The organism is Kitasatospora sp. NPDC051705, assembly GCF_044453265.1.
In the GTDB taxonomy this organism is placed as follows: domain Bacteria; phylum Actinomycetota; class Actinomycetes; order Streptomycetales; family Streptomycetaceae; genus Kitasatospora.
In genome coordinates, this window is the sequence record NZ_JBITCO010000001.1 from 195,201 (window position 1) to 211,380 (window position 16,180).

The window sequence follows — 16,180 nt, forward strand, 5'->3', positions numbered from 1 at the left end:
TCGGTGCGCGGCGGGTCTCCGGTCGGGGTCGGGTCAGGCCGCGTGCAGGTGGCGGCGCAGCGTCGCCAGCAGGTCCTCGAAGGCGGCCCGGGCGGTGGCCTCAGGGAACCGTTCGCGGTCCCAGGCGAGCCTCACCAGCAGGTCGTCGCCGTGCGAGGCGGCGACGGCGAGCGGTGCGGCGAGCGGCCGCCCGGCGAGGTGGGTCTCCCGGCCGGGCACCCCGCCGAGCACCAGCGGCGGCCGGCGGTGCAGGTCCTCCAGGGTGAGCATGCCGTCCAGCGCGCCGGTCCAGGGCGCGCCGGCCGTGCGGGCGGCCCGGACCAGTTCGTCGAACGGGGTGTCGGCGTGGTCGAGGTCGTCCCACCAGGCGTCGGCGAGGTCGTCGAGGGCGGCGGCCCCGGGGTCGGCCGGGTGGACGAGGGTGTTGAGGAAGCAGCCCAGCACGGGCGCTGCGCCCGGCGGGCGGCCGCCCCACGGGTAGCCGAGGGCGAGCGGCCCGACCGGGCCGTGCAGCCGGTGCGCGGCGACCGCGGTGGCGTCCAGCAGCGCGGGGAAGACGGCGCTGCGGGCGGCCCCCTCGGCGGCGGGCAGCCGGTGGCTGAGCATGCCGGTGGTGGGGGCGGCGCCGCCGCCGGCACCGCTCAGGCCGCCGAGCCGACGGCCCCAGTGGGCCTGCGCGGCCGCCCCGGCGGCGGCGTCCTCGGCCGCCAGCTGGCGTTCGACGGCTTCGCGGTAGCCGTCCAGGGCGGCCCGGTCCGGCGCGGTCGCGGGTGCCTCGTCGCGGGCGTAGGCCTCGGTGAGGTCGGCCGTCAGGATGCCGAGCGACTGCTCGTCGCAGGCCGCGTGGTCGACGGCGACGGCGAGCAGCTCCTCCTCGCCGTCCGGCTCCCGGGCCACCAGCAGGCGCAGGGCGGGCCCGTCGGCGGGCCAGTCCAGCAGGGCCTCGCGCAGGGCCGAGCGGGCGGTGCCGCCGGGGGCGACGGGGACCGCCCCGGCCGCGGCGGAGGGGCCGCCGACCCGGAGCACGGGCGTGCCGCGGACGGTGGCGAAGCCCCCGCACAGGGCGGGGTGGCGGGCCGCCGTGGCGGCGGCCGCGCGGCCCAGCCGGTCAAGGTCGAGGGTGCCGCGCGGGTAGGCGAAGAACAGCGGGACGACGTCGGGGCGGCCCGCGGCGGCGAGGCGGCGGGTGATCAGGAAGCGCCGTTGGGCGCCGGTGAGCGGGAGGAGGTCCGTCGTGGCGTCGGCGGCGGCGGAGCGGTACCGGGCGAGGTAGGCGGCAGTGATGCTGGCGGGCACGGAACGGTCTCCGGTTTCCGGTGTCGGTTCGGGTCGGGGTCAGGGGGCCGGGCGCGCGGCGGGCTCCTGCTCGGCCGCCCCGGCGGCGGTGGCGGACCCCGTGGTGGTGGCCCCGGTGGTGGCGGCCGGGTCGGCCGCGGTGGTCGCAGCGGCCCCGGTGGCGGGCGCGGCCGCGGTGGCGGCGTCGGCTCCGGTGCTCGGGTCGGCTCCGGTGGCTGCCCCGGTGGTCGCGGCGGCCCCGGTGGTCGGCAGGTCCCGCATGCCGCGCAGCGGTGACAGCAGCAGGGGCACCGGGACGATCAGGAAGCCGGCCGCGCAGAGCCAGAGCGCGGCGCGCGGCCCGGCCGCGTCGGCGACGGCGCCGCCGACCAGGGCACCGAGCGGCAGCGTGCCCCAGACCAGGAAGCGCATGGTGGCGTTCATCCGCCCGAGCAGCTCCGGCGGGCACAGGCTCTGCCGGAAGCTGACCTGGGCGACGTTGTAGGCGACCGCGCCGAACAGCACCACCGCCGAGGCGATGCCGAACAGCAGCACGCCCGCGCCCCGGCCGGACAACGGCCACAGCACCGCGAACGGCGCCGTCACCACGGTGGCCAGCCAGATCAGCCGGGCCTGGCCGACCAGGGCGGCCAGCCGACCCGCGCACAGCGCCCCGGCCAGTCCGCCGACGGCGGAGGCCGACAGCAGCACGCCGATGGCACCCGGCGCCAGGTCGAGCACCCGCACCCAGAACACCGTCTGCACGGCGGCCAGGACGGCGCCGAACAGGTTGGACACCGCCGTGGCCGTGGCGATCGCCCGCAGCAGCGGGTGTCCGAGCACGAAGCGGACGCCCTCGGCGACCTCGGCACGCAGCGAGGCGCCCGGATCGGGCTCCGGGCGCGGCTCCTCGACCCGGATCCGGGCGAGCAGCAGCGCGGAGGCCAGGTAGCCGACGGCGTCGGCGACGATGGCGATCGACGCGCCGAGCAGTTGGACCAGCCCGCCGCCGAGCCCGGGCCCGACGATCTGGGCCGAGGAGCGGACCGTCTCGATCGCGCCGTTGCCCCCGACCAGCTGCTCGCGCGGCAGCACCGACGGCAGGAAGGACTGGTGGGCGACGTCGAAGAAGACCGTGGCCACCCCGGTGACCAGCGCCACCAGGTAGAGCTGGGCCATGGTCAGCACGCCGAGCGCCGCGGCCGGCGGGATCGAGCCGACGGCCAGGCAGCGCACCACGTCGGCGCGGATCAGCACCGGCAGCTTGCGCATCCGGTCCAGCCAGGCCCCGGCCGGGAGGCCGACCAGCAGGAACGCGGCGGTCTCGGCGGCGGTCAGCAGGCCGACCTCGAAGGGGGTGGCATCGAGCACCACCACCGCGACCAGCGGCAGCGCCACCAGGGTGACCTGACTGCCCGTCTGGGCCGCGGCGGCTCCCGTGAGCAGGAGCCGGAAGTCGCGGTGTCCGAACAGGCGGGTCGGGCTGGGGCTTGGCGTCTCGTTCATCAGTGCGACTCTCGGCCACCCCTTCACCGCCGGGCAACCGCCGGGTCCGTTTCCGGACGAACCGGGGATCGGCCGGATCACGCCAGCCCTCCGAGCTCCGCCCACGACCCCGCGGCGGCCCCCGACGAACCCGCCGGACGCCCCGGGCAGCCCGTCTGCCAGCAGGAATCCGCCCGGCCGCGGGGCGCCTCGGCCGGGCGGCGGCACGTCCAGACGGGAGTCCGCTATCCGGGCATCGGCATTCCGGCCATCGGACGCCCCCGCTCAACTTGGCCGGATTACGTGAAGCGCTGACCCTCCGTCATCTGATCGTGATACCGGCCGCGCCGCCGCCGGCCGTCAAGGACTACAACCCACCGATTCCGCGGACGGCGCGGTGACCTGCCCGAACGCCCCGGCCGGGCGCCGCCAGCGGCACGCCCCGCCCGGCCCCGCCCGGTCCGCCCGGCGCCGCCCAGTCCACCCGGCGCCGCTCAGTCCGCCCGGCGCCGGGTCACCGCCAGCACCGCCATGTCGTCGTCCCGCGGACCACCCACCCACCGCTCGACATCCGCCACCAGCGCGTCGACGACGCCCTGCGGACCGTCGAACGGACCGAGCGGCCCCAGCCCGTGCAGCGGCTCGTAGAACTCCCCCGCCGCGTCCCGGGCCTCGGTCACCCCGTCCGTCACCAGCAGCAGCGTCCGGCCCCGCGGGAACGGCCACGCCTCCGGAGCCGGGCGCGCCACGCCCAGCGACCCCATGCCCAGCGGCAGCCCCGGGTCCGCGGCGTCCAGTCGGCGCATCGGCTCCCCGCCGCCCAGCAGGTAGGGGCCGGGATGCCCGCAGTCCAGGGTGCGCACGACGTCCCCGCCCGGCGGGAACTCCACCAGCAACGCGGTGATGAACCCCTCCAGCCGCACCTCCTCCGCCAGCAGGCCGCTCTCCCGCACCAGCGCGCGCTCCAGGCCGTCGGCCAGCGCCGCGAGGTCCGGCGCGCGGTGCGCGTCCTCCCGGAAGGCACCCAGCAGCACCGACACCGCCCCGACCGCCTGCAGCCCCTTGCCCCGCACGTCCGCGATCAGCACCCGCACGCCGAACGCCGTCTCCTGCAGCGCGTAGGCGTCGCCGCCGATCAGCGCCTCGGTCTGGGCGGCGCGGTAGCAGGCCGCGACGGACAGCCGCCCCACCCGGGCCGGGGGCTCCGGCAGCACCGCCCGCTGCGCGGCCTCGGCCACCGAGCGCACCCGCTCCAGGCGTCGCCCGTACCGGTCCACCACGCGGTTCACCCAGACCCCGAGCAGGGCGGCGAACACCGTGTTCGCCAGCTCCAGGTACCCCGCCCGGGTGCCGATCGTCCCGTCCTGCACGCCCAGCACGAGGATGCCGGCCACGTTGGCGGCGCCCACCGCGAGGACGTCCCGCAGCGTCAGCAGCGCGCCGGCCAGTACGGCGGCGGCCGCGAGCATCGGATCGCCCCAGTAGTCGGCCGGGTCGAGCGCGTTCCAGACCAGCCCGGCGAGGATCAGGCACCACGGCGCGAACCGCACGTACGGCGGCCACTGCGCGGACCTCGGGCCCGGGGCCATCGGCGACCTGGCTTCCGTCTCGGCGACCATGCGGACATTCGGAAGATCTCCTTCCGATCGTAGGGCCTGTCCGAGGATTCCCGCCGGGCGTGCCGCACCGGGGCCCGGCCCGTGCGCCGGGCCGGCCGCCGTCCGGGTGACGCCGGGCGGGCGCGGCCGGCGGGGGCGGACGCGACGGGCGGGCCGGGCCCCGGCGCCCGCCGACCCGGGTCAGCCGACCCGGGTGAGCCGGGTGCCCCGGACCGGCGCCGGGTCCGGGGAGGGCACGGGGGCCACGGGGGCGTCGACGGCCGCGGGGCGTTCCTGGTCGGCGCGGTCGGGGCCGGCGAGCAGGATGGAGCGCTGCAGCCGCCGCAGTCCGGCGGAGGGCTCCATGCCCAGTTCCCGGACGAGGGTGTTGCGCAGGCGCTGGTAGGCCTCCAGCGCCTCGCCGCGCCGGCCGGAGCGGTGCAGGGCGATCATGTACTGGCCGTGCAGGCTCTCGTGGGTGCGGTAGCGGTCCACCAGCACGGTCAGTTCGGCGAGCAGCACCCGGTGCCGGCCCAGCCGCAGGTCCGCCTCGATCCGCTGGTCCAGCGCACAGAGCCGGGTCTCCTCCAACCGCTTCGCCTCCACCCCCAGCTGACCGCCGAGCGGGACGTCGGCGAAGGCCGGGCCGCGCCAGTGGCCCAGCGCCTCCGCCAGCTGCCGGGCGGCGAGCGGGAAGTCCCCGCCGTCCATGGCGCGGTAGCCCGTGCCGGCCAACCGGTCGAACTCCCGGAGGTCGACCCGCCCGCCGTCGCTGTTCAGCCGGTATCCGCCCGGCAGGGTGGTCAGGACGTCCTTGGCGCCCAGCCCCGCCGGGGTGTCGCAACTCCGTTCCAGCGCACGGTCGATGAGGTCGCGCAGCTGGAGCACGTAGGTCTGCACCGTGGTGCGCGCACTGCGCGGCAGCCGGCCGGACCACAGCTCGTCGGCGAGGGCGCGCGCCGGCACGACCTGGTCGGCCCGCAGGGCCAGCAGGGCGAGCACCTGGCGCGGTTTCGGCGCCGACGGCACCACCGACTGCCCACAGACCCGGACCTCCAAGGCCCCCAGCACCCGGATCTCCATGATGACCACCCCTATCCAGACGGATCGGCGACCCCGACGGCCACCGGCCGGCCGGTACTCCGCCGCCGTGCGACCGGCCGGCCGCGGGGGTGGAGCACCCGCCGCACATCCAAAAACAGGACGGGCGGTTTGTCAATACAAAACCGAACGCGCTGTTTGTTTTTGAACGGAGGATCGGCCCCCACAGCGCCCGGAGCGGGCGGGGAAGACTGGGGCGCAGAGAGCAGCGGGGTCGCCGGGGCGGCGAGCGGGAGGCGCCGGGGCGGCGGCCGGCCTCAGCCCTCGACGCCCGCACGGGACGAGGCCAGTTCGGCCGCCACCCGCCCGCCGCGGTCCGCCGCCAGGTCGAGAGTGGCCAGCACCCCGGGCACCGCGATGCTCGGCATCAGGTGCTGGTAGAGCGCCGCCACCCGGCGCTCCAGGTCCGCCCGGCCGGACATCTTCTGGGACTGGATCTGCACGCCCGTCCAGGCTCCGGTGACCAGCCAGGCCGTCTCGTCCGGCTGCACGTGCGGCAGCAACTCGCCCCGCTCGCCCGCCGCCGCCAGCACGGCCTCCGCCCGACTGATCCACCCGGGGGCGGCCCCGCCGCCGAGGTCGCCGAAGTCGTCCTGGCCGAGCGAGAGCCGGGCCCCCGCACTGAGCAGCGGGTCGCGCGGCATCAGGTGCGCCACGACCATGCCGAGGTCGACGAACTCCTGCAGCTTGCAGTGCCGTTCGGGGATCTCGTCACTGCCGAACTGCTCCTCGACGACACCCTGGGCCAGCTCCCGCTTCGACGCGAAGTGGAAGTACACCGCGCCGCGGGTCACGCCCGCGCGGGCGACCACCTCGCCGATGGTCGCCCCCTCGTACCCGTACTCATCGAAGACCGAGGCCGCCGCCTCCAGGATCAGCCGACGCGTCCGGACCGCCCGTTCCTGCCGCACCACCGCCACCACCCCGCCCGCAACGCTCGGCAAACAAAACCAAACACCCCGTATCTTACCCGCCGGTCAGTCGCCGATCCCTCGAGGCGGAGTCGCGTCCACCACCCCGGGGCGAGGGAAAACCGCGTGGACGGTATGGGACTCCCAGGCGACCGGCGCCACTCCGCGGGAAGGCAGAGACGGAGGACACCCCCTCACTTGCGGTCGCCCTTCACCCGGAACACCCTTTCGTGATAATGAACCTGTCACGCGATCCACACCCACTCCCCCGCAGGTCAGGACAGGTGAACCGACCCCCCGGCCGAGGCCTGCGACCACCGGCCGCCACTCCGAGCCACCGCGCGGGCACGCTCGGCCGCCAACGAACCTTCGTTCGGGCGCCTTGAAAACCAAACCGGAAGGTACGTATCTTACGAGCCCTGAGCAGCCCACCCCGCCCGTCACGGCCTTCCGGAGCGCTCCCATGACTCTGCTTGCCTACCGCGCCCCCGCCGACGCCCGCGCCACCGGCGCGACCCCCGGCAGCACGCCCGGCCTCACCGCCGACCCGGCCGCCCCGGCCGGCGAGACCGCCCCGGCACCGCGCCTGACCACGACCGTTGCCAAGGAGTACGTCCACCGGGCCTGCCACGCCGAGGTCTTCCTCACCGGCAGCGAGCAGTTGAACGAGACCACCTTCACGGTCAGCGCACAGTGGCCGCGCGCCCACACCTTCTTCAGTACCCCGGACGGCACCCACCACGACCCGCTCCAGGCCGCTGAAACGATCCGCCAGGCCGGCATCTACCTCGCCCACACCCGGTTCGGCGTGCCCCTCGACCACAAGTTCATGATGTGGAACCTCGACTACACCACCCGCCCGCGCCACCTGTTCATCGGCTCGACGCCCACCGACCTCACCATCGAGGTCAGACTGGTCCCGCGGGCCCGCCGGACCGGCAGCACCGTCGACTTCACCCTCAACACCGTCCTGCGGCGCGGCCCCCAGCTGGCCGCCGCCGGCCACGCCCGGTTCACCACCGTGCCCGACTCCACCTACCGGCGGCTGCGCGGCGCCCGCCGCGAGGCCGACCGGGCACCGGCACCCGCCGTCACCACCGAGCCGCTGGCTCCCGGGCGGGTCGGCCGGCTCCGCCCCTGCGACGTCGTGCTGACCCCGGCCGACACCCCCGCGACGTGGCACCTCACCCCCGACCTGCGCCACCCCATCCTCTTCGACCACGCGAACGACCACATCCCCGGCATGGTCCTGCTGGAGGCGGCCCGCCAGGCGGCCAACGCGCTCGTCTCACCGACCACCGTCACCCCGGCCTCCGCCGCCACCACCTACCACCGGTACGCCGAGCACGACGCCCCCACCACGATCACCGCCCGCCACACGCCCGGGCCCGACCGGGACGCCATCACCACGACGGTGAGCGGCTACCAGCACGGCGAGCCGATCTTCACCACGGTCCTGACCGGCCACGCCGACGGGCACTGACCGCCCCCGGCCGGGAGGGGCGCACCGCCCGCCGCTACCGCTCCGTACCCGCCCGACCGGCCCGGCGCCGCCGACGGCCCGCCCGGCCGTCCGTCCCCTCCGGCGCCCCCGACGGCCCGCCCGACCTCCCCGGTCGGACGGGCCGTCGGCGCATCGGGGACGAACCCCCGCCACGGACTGGCACCGGGCGAACGCCTGCGCGAGGATGTCAGCCCTTGGATCCACTGTTACCGGGAGTAGACAGTGCGTGAAGTCGCTTCGCAGCAGCACGAGTTGATCAGACTGGCCGACCGGCCGGGCACCGACGACGCCCCCGGCAGGGAGGGGCGCACCGGCGGCCGGAGCGTACGGGTCCGGGTACTGGGGCGGCACGCCCCCGGCTCGCTGCTCGGCCACGACTGGCTGGACTGCGAGATCACCGTGACCGCCGACGCCGCCCGCGGGCACTTCGTCACACTGGTGACGCGACGTCAACTCCTGGACTGGGAAGCATCACTGGAGCGTCTCGCCCGGGGTGAGGCGGTGCGCTGGCTGGACGAGGAGCACGGGCCGGAGCTGCGCATCGAGCCCGGCCGGCCCGGCGGCGTGTGGGTGACGGTCTCCGACGCCGAGGAGTCCGGCGTCACCCTCCGGGTCGTCCTGTCCCCCGCCCCGGGCTGGCTGGACGAGCAGCACGCCCTGCTGGAGCGCGTCCGGGAGGCCTACCCCTCGGAGGTGGTCGAGGTCGCCCCCGGCGTGCGGGCCTGGCGCGGGCGGCGGGCCGACACACACTGACCGACACGTACTGACCGACCGTCAACCACCGGTGGCGGGGACGGGCGGGCGACGGCCCCCGCCCGCCCCCGATAATGGCGTCATGATCGACAAGCAGCTCCGCGTCGTGCTCGCCGAGGACTCCGTGATCCTCCGGGACGGAATGGTCGAACTCCTCACCGCACGCGGCTGTGCCGTGGTCGCCACCGCCGGGACGGCGCCCGACCTCCTCGCCGCCGTCACCGGGCACCGGCCCGACGTCGCCGTGGTCGACATCCGGATGCCCCCCACCCACACCGACGAGGGCATCCGCGCCGCCGTCGAGATCCGCACGGCCGCGCCCGAGGTCGGCATCCTGGTCTTCTCCCAGCACGTCGAAACCGCGTGGGCGGCCCGGCTGCTCGCCGGTGGAGCCTCCGGCATCGGCTACCTGCTCAAGGAACGCGTCGCCCGCACCTCGGAGTTCGTCTCCGCCCTGCAGCGGGTCGCCGCCGGCGGCACGGCGCTCGACCCGGAGATCGTCAACGGGCTGCTGCACGGCGGGCGGCGCAGCCGGGTGGACACGCTCACGCCGCGCGAGCGCCAGGTGCTGGAACTGATGGCGCAGGGCCACTCCAACCGCTCGATCGCCGGCCTGCTGGTGGTCTCGGAGCGGGCGGTGGAGAAGCACGTGGCCGCCGTGTTCACCAAGTTCGACCTGCCGGCCACCGACGCCGACAACCGCCGGGTCAAGGCCGTCCTGACCTACCTCGCCGAGAGCGGCGGCTGAGGACGTCCGGCGCGGGGCGTGGTCCGGCACGCACCACGGGTGCGGGTCCGCCACCGACACGGGTCCGTCACGGATGCGCGTCCGCCACCGCTGCGGGTTCGTCACAGACGGACGGGCAGTTCGGCGGTGACGGTCGTCGGACCGCCCGGCGGGCTGTCCACCCGCAGCACGCCGTCCACCGCCGAGAGCCGCTCCGCGAGGCCGGCCAGCCCCGATCCGGCCGTCGGCGCGGCGCCCCCGCGGCCGTCGTCGTGCACCGACAGCCGGACCCGCCCGCCGGTCGAGCCCGCCGTCAGCTCCGCCGCCGTCGCGCCGCTGTGCTTGGCCACGTTCGTCAGCAGCTCGGCGGCGCAGAAGTAGACGGCCTGTTCGATCGCCGCGTCGGGCCGCTCCCGCAGGTCCAGCCGTACGGCGACCGGCACCGGCGACGTGGCGGTGAGACCGGGCAGCGCCTCCGCGAGGCCGCCGTCCAGCGCCACCGGGTGGATGCCCCGGGTGAGCCTGCGCAGACCGCCGATGGTGTCGTCGGTCTGGCGGCGGGCCCGGTCGACCAGCGTCCGCAACCGGGCGGCGTCCGGCACCCCGGCCCCGGCGGCCCCGGTGATCCCGTCCGGGACGCCGGTGAGGCCGTCACCCGCCGCGCCGGTGCCCGGGGCCGCCGCGCCCAGGGCGTCGTCGGCGAGCGAGAGGGTGATGGCGAGCGCGACCAGCTGGGCCTGGGTGCCGTCGTGCAGGTCACGCTCGAGGCGGCGCAGGCGGTCCGCGTTCTCCGCCAGCAGGGTGGCCCGGGCGGCCCTCAGCTCGCCCACCCGCTGCTGCGAGCGCACCGGGCCGAGCAGCAGCCGGGCCAGACCACGATCGGCGGCGCTCACGCCGCGCAGTGCGGCCGGCACCGCGGCCAGCACCGCGAGCCCGACCGGCGCCGCCGCCACGTCCAGGAGGTCCACCGCCCTCGGCCCCGGTTCCAGCAGCCGCACCCAGAGCGGGAACCCCGTCAGCCAGAGCGCCGCGAGCGGCAGACCGACCACCACCAGGAAGCCGAGCACCCCGAGCGGCAGCCGCAGCAGCAGGTAGAGCAGGGCCCGCCAGGCCACCGGATCGGCCAGCACCGCCCCGCCCCTGGCGAACACCCCGGATCGCCGGGGCCGTGCCCCCGGGGCGGGCACCCGCTCGGCGAGCAGGCGCCCGACCAGCCGCCGGTGCAGCCCGCCCAGCCCGCGCGCGCCGAGCAGCGCCACGACCACGAACGGCAGCCCGACCACGGTGAGCGAGAGCAGCGCGCCCGCGTAGAGGACGGCGACGGCGTACACCCCGCCCAGCACCCCGATCGGCAGCCCGAGCAGCGCGAACGCCACGTCCCCGCCCCGCGCCGACAGGTACCGCCGTCGTTCGGCCACCAGCCACCTCACCGCTCCTCACCACTCCTCACCGCTTCGTCGGCCCACCATCGGCGAGCCGACCCGCCGCGCCGCCCGCCTGCGCTCACTCCCGCTCACCGCCGACCGCCTCCGGCACCCCGCCGCCGACGGCGCGCAGGCCGGTGCCCAGGATCCCCGGGACGGTCAGCGCCGCCGCGCCCGCGAGGACCCAGGCGCAGGCCGCGATCGGGACCGCCGGCACCACCGAGCCGGTGACCGAGCGGGCGAAGGCGCCCGCGGCGGTGGCCGCCACCGCCGAGCCGAGCAGCACGCCCACCGCGGTGGTCAGGACCGCCTCGACGGCCAGCATCCGCAGCAGCTGGCGCCTGGTCGCCCCGACCAGCCGCAGCAGCGCGAACTCACGGCGCCGGTCGGCCGTCAGCGCGACCAGCGTGTTGACGGTCGACACCGCGGCGAAGCAGACCAGCATGCCCAGTTCCGCCCCGCGCAGCCAGACGTCCGTGGCCCGGGTGACGCCGGTGGCGATCCCGGCCGCCCCGGCCGCCCGCTCCGCGGTGCTCGTCATGATCAGCATGGTGCCCGACAGCCCGACCAGGAGCGCGACCGGCACCACCGCGGAGGACGACCGGGCCGCGTAGCCGCGCAGGTTGGCGTCGGCCAGCCAGCCCACCCGCGGGGCGAGCACCCGCACCGGCGCCCCGAGCACGGTGGCCAGGACCCGGGCGGCGAGCGGCCCGAGCAGGGCCAGCCCGACGAGCAGCACCAGCGCGCCGAGCATCGTCGCCTGCCCCGCCTTGTCCACCTCCCCGGGGGCCCTGGTGGCCGCGAGCCTCAGCAGCAGCGTCCCGCCCGCGAGCACGGCCACCCCGGCGAGCAGCCGCAGCACGCCCGTCCGCCGCTGCCCGGCCGTGTCGGCGGTCAGCGCCGCGGCCGGGGTGGGGCGGGTGATCCGCCGGGCCCCGAGCGCGGTGGCGGCCAGGCCGACCAGCAGCGCGACGCCCAGCGCGACCGCCATCGCGACCGGCGCGCCGGGGATCCGCAGGCCGGGTGCGGCCATCCCGCGCCGCTGGAGTGCGCCGAGGAAGCCCCGCGCGGCGAGGGCGCCGACCGCCCACCCGGGTGCCGCGACCAGCAGGACCGTCGCCGTGACCTGCGCCCGCAGCAGCCGGCGCACCTGCCGCGGAGTGGCCGCGACGGTGCGCAGCAGGGCGAGGTCGCGGAACTGCTGACGGACGGTGAAGCCCAGCGCGTTGACCACGACGAACAGGGCGACCAGCACGGCGATCTCGCCGAACGCCCCGGCGATCAGCATCACGCCCGGGCCGTCGACGGGTGTCCGGGAGACCGCGGGCGGGGCGGCGGCCTGTGCGGCGACCAGCGAGCCGAACAGCGTCAGGGTGGCCACCGCCAGCAGCAGTGCCACCGCCAGCCCGACGAACGAGGCCGGCCGGCGCCGGATCTGACCGACGGCCAGGGGCAGGACGGTACCCATCGCGCTCACCCGCCCAGCCGGGCGAGCCGCTCGGCGACCCGTCCGGGGCTCGGCCGGTCGAGTTCGTCGACGAGCAGTCCGTCGGCCAGCAGCAGCACCCGGTCCGCGTAGCCGGCGGCCACCGGGTCGTGGGTGACCATCACGCAGGTGCGCCCGTCCTCGTCCACGCCGGCGCGCAGCAGGTCGAGGACGTCGTGGCCGGTCGCCCGGTCGAGCGCGCCGGTGGGCTCGTCCGCGAACAGCACGGCGGGGCGGGTGACGAGGGCCCGGGCGATCGCGACCCGCTGCTGCTGCCCGCCGGAGAGCTGCCCGGGCCGGTGCCGTTCGCGCCCGGCCAACCCGACCCGGGCGAGCGCCTCCAGCACCCGGGCCCGCTCCGGCGGGGCCCCGGCGAGCCGCCCGGGCAGTGCCACGTTCTGCGCGACGGTCATCGCGGGCATCAGGTTGAAGGCCTGGAACACGAAGCCGACCCGGGTGCGGCGCAGCGCGGCGAGCCGTCGCTCGGGGAGCCCCGACACCTCCGTCGCACCCCACCGGACGGTGCCCCGGGTGGGGCGGTCCATGCCGGCGAGGCAGTGCAGCAGGGTCGTCTTGCCGGAGCCGGAGGGGCCCATCACGGCCGTGAACGTGCCCGGCGCGAAGGCCACCGTGACCCCGCGCAGCGCCCTCACCGCGGCCGCGCCGCGGCCGTACTCCCGGTGCAGCCCCTCACCGGTCAGTGCCGCGTCCGCGGCCTCGTCCCGTGCCGCCCCGACGGCGGCTGTCGTCATTCCGTTCATGCCCTTCATCCTGGGCATTCGGGGCGGGGGGATCGATGGGGCCGACCCCCGGATCCGGGGGTCGGGAAACCGAACCCCGGGTGGCCCTGGCGGCTCCGGGCGGTGCCGCGCGCGGCGCCTCGGGCGCCTCGGGCCGCGGGTCCGCGGTCCCGGCTCGGGCCGTGGGTCGGGCCGCGGCTCGGACCGGGCCTCGGGCCGTGCCTCAGGCCGCGATGAGCTCGCGCAGGTCGATGCCGCGGTGCAGGGCGCGCAGGTCGGCGTGGAGCGTGGACGGCGGCACGGCGAGCACGCTGCAGCGCGCCCTGCTCAGGCAGTGGCGGGTGACCGATCCGCGCAGCAGCCGGCGCAGCGTGCCCCGAGCGGCGCCCTGCCGGCCGGTGCTGATCACCAGCAGGTCGTCCGGGCGGTCGGCGAGCGCGGTCAGGGTCGGGCCGGCCTCGCCGCGCAGCACCAGCGGCTCCACCCGGACGCCGACCGGCAGGCCGCCGAAGGCCTGGTCGAGCGCGCGGTCCAGGCGGGTGCGGGCCGCCTCCTCCCAGGCGCGCAGCAGCGGCGGGCACGGCTGGGCGCGGTAGTTGCGCTCGCCGCCGACCGGGGTCCAGGCGAACACCGGGACGAGGACGGCCTGCCGGGCCCTGGCCTCCTCCGCCGCGCGGTGCAGGGCGGTGAGGCTGTGCAGCGAGCCGCTGACTCCGACGATGACGCGTGCGCCGTCCGACATGATCCTTCGCTTTCAGGTGTCCAACTCAGCCAATGTCTGCGAATAGATTGGCACACTTCACATGCAGCCTGCAAATCCAAGGCCGATGACGTTTTCGACCTTGCATCGCTCGCAGTGGCGACCCGCTCCTCCCCCGGATCCCCGGAACCGGGCCCGGGAGCCGGACCCCGGGCCCCGCACCCCGCGGACCGGACTCAGAAGCCGCGAACGGCCGCACCCCCGCGCAGCAGGGCGAACGCCTCGACCGTCTCCGCGACGGCCACCCGGCCGACCTCTTCGACGCCCTCCCCCGCCGCGAGCCGGGACCAGGCCGCGTGGGCCAGCACCTGGCGGACCGCCGAGTACTGGGCGGCGACCAGCCGGGCGGCCGTGCTCCCGTCCGGGTCCAGCGCCTCGGCGAGCGCGCGGGTGTCGGCGGCGACGTAGTCGAGCAGCGCCGCGGAGAGGCTCGGCGTCTCGTAGACCAGGCGGAGGAAGGCGAGCACCTCGGGGTGGTCGGTCAGCCCGGTGTTGGGGTCGCGGGCCGCGAGGCCGTCCAGGTGGTGGCGCTCCAGTGCCTCCAGTGGGCTGAGGCCGGCCGCGCGGTCGCGCACGACCCGGCCGGCCTCGCCGAGGTGGTCGGCGAAGCGGTGCAGGACCAGCTCCTCCTTGCTCCCGAAGTAGCGGAAGAGGGTGGGCTTGGACACCTCGGCGGCGGCGGCGATCTCGGCCACCGAGACCTGGTCGAAGCCCCGCTCCAGGAACAGGGCGATGGCGACCTCGGCGATGGCGCGCCGGGTGCGCTGCTTCTTGAGGGCCCGCAGGCCCGTCTCGGACTCGCTCGTACTCATACGCCGATCATAACCGGGAAACGTTTGTTACTCAGTTGCTTTTGTTACTCGGTTGCTATTCCATGGAGTCCATCGACGGAGCACAGCGACGACCGGAGGACGAACAGACATGACCACCGTGCTGATCGTGGGAGCAGGGCCGACCGGACTGACGCTGGCGTGCGGGCTGGCGCGCCAGGGAGTCGCGGTCCGGGTGATCGAGAAGGCCGACGCGTTCCACACCGGCTCGCGCGGCAAGACGCTCAACCCCCGCAGCATCGAGGTCCTCGCCGACCTCGGCCTGGGCGAGCGGCTGGCCGCCGCGGGCCGCACCCACCTGCCGTTCCGCAAGTACTACGCCGGCGAGTTCGTCAACGAGACCGAGCCCTTCGCCGACGCGGGGCCCACCGCCGCCGTCCCCCACCCGGCGAGCATCTGGCTGCCGCAGACCCGGGTCGAGCGCCTGCTGCGCGAGCGGCTGGCCGAACTCGGCGGGGCGGTCGAGCTCGGCACCGAGCTCGTCGACCTGAGCCAGGACGACGGCGGCGTGCGGGCGCGCCTCGCGGACGGCCGGACGATCGCCGCCGAGTACCTGGTCGCCTGCGACGGGGGCCGCTCCACCGTGCGCAAGCTGCTCGGCACGGCCTTCATCGGCGTCGGCGACCCGGAGCCGATGATGGTCTGCGGCGACGTCGAGGTCGACGGCCTGGAGGGGGGCGCCTGGCACCAGTGGTTCGGGCCGCAGGGCGTGTTCATGCTCTGCCCCTTCGAGGGCACCCGGCGCTGGCAGCTGCAGTCCAGCCCCGAGACGGACGCCGAGGGCCGGGCGATCGCCCCGTCCCTGGAGAGCTTCCAGCGGCTGGCCGCCCTGCACACCGGCCGCGCGGACCTCAAGCTCTCCGACGCCACCTGGCTCTCCACCTGGCGGGTCAACGTCCGCAGGGCCGAGAGCTACCGCACCGGCCGGGTCTTCCTCGCCGGCGACTGCGCCCACGTCCACCCCACCGCGGGCGGGCTCGGCATGAACACCGGCATCCAGGACGCCTGGAACCTCGCCTGGAAGCTCGGGTACGTGCTGCGCGGCCTGGCCGCCCCGGCCCTGCTGGACACCTACCAGGAGGAACGGCTGCCGATAGCCGCCTGGACGCTGGAGGTCAGCACCGCCGGCATGGACGCCGTCTCCGAGGGGATCAACACCCCCGGCATCGGCGTCGAGGCGGGCCGGGTGGGCGACTTCACCGGTCTCTCCCTCGGCTACCCGTGGAGCCGGCTCGCCGTCGACCGCCTCGCGGGCCCGGTGCGCGCCGGCGACCGGGCGCCCGACGCGGTCTGCACCGGCCCCGACGGCCGGCCGGGCCGCCTCTTCGACCACTTCGCCGGCGACCACTTCACCCTGCTCGGCTTCGGCGCGGCCGCCGCCCCCGCCCTCACCGGCCTGCCCGACCACGTGCGACCGGTCCTGCTCGACGACCCGGACGGCACCACCCGCCGGGACTACGGGATCACCGGCGACGCCCTCGTCCTCGTCCGGCCCGACAACCACATCGCGCTCACGGCCCCGGCCGACGCCCGCGAGGAGGTCCTCGACTACCTCGCGGCCCTGCGGTAGGCCCCGGCGGCCCGCG

14 protein-coding genes are annotated in these 16,180 nt (G+C 76.3%); 4 read left to right on the top strand and 10 right to left on the bottom strand.

Translation table 11 applies throughout. The features are described from left to right. Positions 1-33: 33 nt before the first annotated feature. The 5 genes from ACIA8Q_RS00850 to ACIA8Q_RS00870 form a co-directional block, all read right to left on the bottom strand. Positions 34-1,296, bottom strand: coding sequence for a non-ribosomal peptide synthetase (locus tag ACIA8Q_RS00850; RefSeq protein ID WP_360221568.1), 1,263 nt, complete (start codon positions 1,294-1,296; stop codon positions 34-36). A 39-nt stretch (positions 1,297-1,335) separates the two neighbouring features. Beyond that, a complete protein-coding gene (locus ACIA8Q_RS00855; protein ID WP_360221571.1) occupies positions 1,336-2,781 on the bottom strand; it encodes an MFS transporter in 1,446 nt (481 codons plus the stop codon). A 473-nt stretch (positions 2,782-3,254) separates the two neighbouring features. Then, on the bottom strand, positions 3,255-4,379 hold the full coding sequence (locus tag ACIA8Q_RS00860; RefSeq protein ID WP_360221574.1) for a PP2C family protein-serine/threonine phosphatase: 1,125 nt from the start codon (positions 4,377-4,379) through the stop codon (positions 3,255-3,257). Positions 4,380-4,559: 180 nt separating this feature from the next. Next, positions 4,560-5,441 (bottom strand): AfsR/SARP family transcriptional regulator, encoded by an 882-nt coding sequence (locus ACIA8Q_RS00865; RefSeq protein WP_363363907.1) that lies wholly within the window; start codon positions 5,439-5,441, stop codon positions 4,560-4,562. 275 nt (positions 5,442-5,716) lie between these two features. Further along, positions 5,717-6,403 (bottom strand): ScbR family autoregulator-binding transcription factor, encoded by a 687-nt coding sequence (locus ACIA8Q_RS00870; protein ID WP_360205993.1) that lies wholly within the window; start codon positions 6,401-6,403, stop codon positions 5,717-5,719. Positions 6,404-6,833: 430 nt separating this feature from the next. On the opposite strand from ACIA8Q_RS00870, the gene ACIA8Q_RS00875 reads away from it, so the two are divergent. The 3 genes from ACIA8Q_RS00875 (at position 6,834) to ACIA8Q_RS00885 (ending at position 9,375) form a co-directional block, all read left to right on the top strand. Then, on the top strand, positions 6,834-7,853 hold the full coding sequence (locus ACIA8Q_RS00875; protein WP_360205996.1) for a ScbA/BarX family gamma-butyrolactone biosynthesis protein: 1,020 nt from the start codon (positions 6,834-6,836) through the stop codon (positions 7,851-7,853). A gap of 243 nt (positions 7,854-8,096) precedes the next feature. Beyond that, on the top strand, positions 8,097-8,627 hold the full coding sequence (locus ACIA8Q_RS00880) for a DUF5959 family protein (RefSeq protein ID WP_396316508.1): 531 nt from the start codon (positions 8,097-8,099) through the stop codon (positions 8,625-8,627). A gap of 82 nt (positions 8,628-8,709) precedes the next feature. After that, positions 8,710-9,375, top strand: coding sequence for a response regulator transcription factor (locus tag ACIA8Q_RS00885; RefSeq protein ID WP_360206002.1), 666 nt, complete (start codon positions 8,710-8,712; stop codon positions 9,373-9,375). A 101-nt stretch (positions 9,376-9,476) separates the two neighbouring features. On the opposite strand, the gene ACIA8Q_RS00890 is transcribed toward ACIA8Q_RS00885, so the two are convergent. From ACIA8Q_RS00890 to ACIA8Q_RS00910, 5 genes are all read right to left on the bottom strand, one after another. Beyond that, the gene (locus ACIA8Q_RS00890) at positions 9,477-10,784 is read right to left on the bottom strand and encodes a sensor histidine kinase (RefSeq protein ID WP_387900352.1); all 1,308 of its coding nucleotides are present in this window, start codon (positions 10,782-10,784) and stop codon (positions 9,477-9,479) included. A 73-nt stretch (positions 10,785-10,857) separates the two neighbouring features. Continuing rightward, on the bottom strand, positions 10,858-12,246 hold the full coding sequence (locus ACIA8Q_RS00895) for an FtsX-like permease family protein (protein WP_396316509.1): 1,389 nt from the start codon (positions 12,244-12,246) through the stop codon (positions 10,858-10,860). 5 nt (positions 12,247-12,251) lie between these two features. Further along, positions 12,252-13,016: an ABC transporter ATP-binding protein gene (locus ACIA8Q_RS00900; RefSeq protein ID WP_360206565.1), complete on the bottom strand. Its 765-nt coding sequence runs from the start codon at positions 13,014-13,016 to the stop codon at positions 12,252-12,254. Positions 13,017-13,227: 211 nt separating this feature from the next. Then, entirely contained in the window at positions 13,228-13,746 is a 519-nt protein-coding gene (locus ACIA8Q_RS00905) for a universal stress protein (RefSeq protein ID WP_360206011.1), read from the bottom strand. Between the two features lie 194 nt (positions 13,747-13,940). Then, positions 13,941-14,576 (bottom strand): TetR family transcriptional regulator, encoded by a 636-nt coding sequence (locus ACIA8Q_RS00910; protein ID WP_360206013.1) that lies wholly within the window; start codon positions 14,574-14,576, stop codon positions 13,941-13,943. A 109-nt stretch (positions 14,577-14,685) separates the two neighbouring features. On the opposite strand from ACIA8Q_RS00910, the gene ACIA8Q_RS00915 reads away from it, so the two are divergent. Beyond that, positions 14,686-16,164: an FAD-dependent monooxygenase gene (locus ACIA8Q_RS00915; protein ID WP_387900348.1), complete on the top strand. Its 1,479-nt coding sequence runs from the start codon at positions 14,686-14,688 to the stop codon at positions 16,162-16,164. Positions 16,165-16,180 lie beyond the last annotated feature (16 nt).

What these genes read in the sequence shown, in the direction of transcription:
- ACIA8Q_RS00915 (WP_387900348.1), top strand. Translation starts at nt 14,686, where the DNA reads ATGACCACCGTGCTGATCGTGGGAGCAGGGCCGACCGGACTGACGCTG.
- ACIA8Q_RS00910 (WP_360206013.1), bottom strand. Translation starts at nt 14,576, where the DNA reads ATGAGTACGAGCGAGTCCGAGACGGGCCTGCGGGCCCTCAAGAAGCAG.
- ACIA8Q_RS00895 (WP_396316509.1), bottom strand. Translation starts at nt 12,246, where the DNA reads ATGGGTACCGTCCTGCCCCTGGCCGTCGGTCAGATCCGGCGCCGGCCG.
- ACIA8Q_RS00860 (WP_360221574.1), bottom strand. Translation starts at nt 4,379, where the DNA reads ATGGTCGCCGAGACGGAAGCCAGGTCGCCGATGGCCCCGGGCCCGAGG.
- ACIA8Q_RS00865 (WP_363363907.1), bottom strand. Translation starts at nt 5,441, where the DNA reads ATGGAGATCCGGGTGCTGGGGGCCTTGGAGGTCCGGGTCTGTGGGCAG.
- ACIA8Q_RS00875 (WP_360205996.1), top strand. Translation starts at nt 6,834, where the DNA reads ATGACTCTGCTTGCCTACCGCGCCCCCGCCGACGCCCGCGCCACCGGC.
- ACIA8Q_RS00885 (WP_360206002.1), top strand. Translation starts at nt 8,710, where the DNA reads ATGATCGACAAGCAGCTCCGCGTCGTGCTCGCCGAGGACTCCGTGATC.
- ACIA8Q_RS00900 (WP_360206565.1), bottom strand. Translation starts at nt 13,016, where the DNA reads ATGACGACAGCCGCCGTCGGGGCGGCACGGGACGAGGCCGCGGACGCG.
- ACIA8Q_RS00905 (WP_360206011.1), bottom strand. Translation starts at nt 13,746, where the DNA reads ATGTCGGACGGCGCACGCGTCATCGTCGGAGTCAGCGGCTCGCTGCAC.
- ACIA8Q_RS00855 (WP_360221571.1), bottom strand. Translation starts at nt 2,781, where the DNA reads ATGAACGAGACGCCAAGCCCCAGCCCGACCCGCCTGTTCGGACACCGC.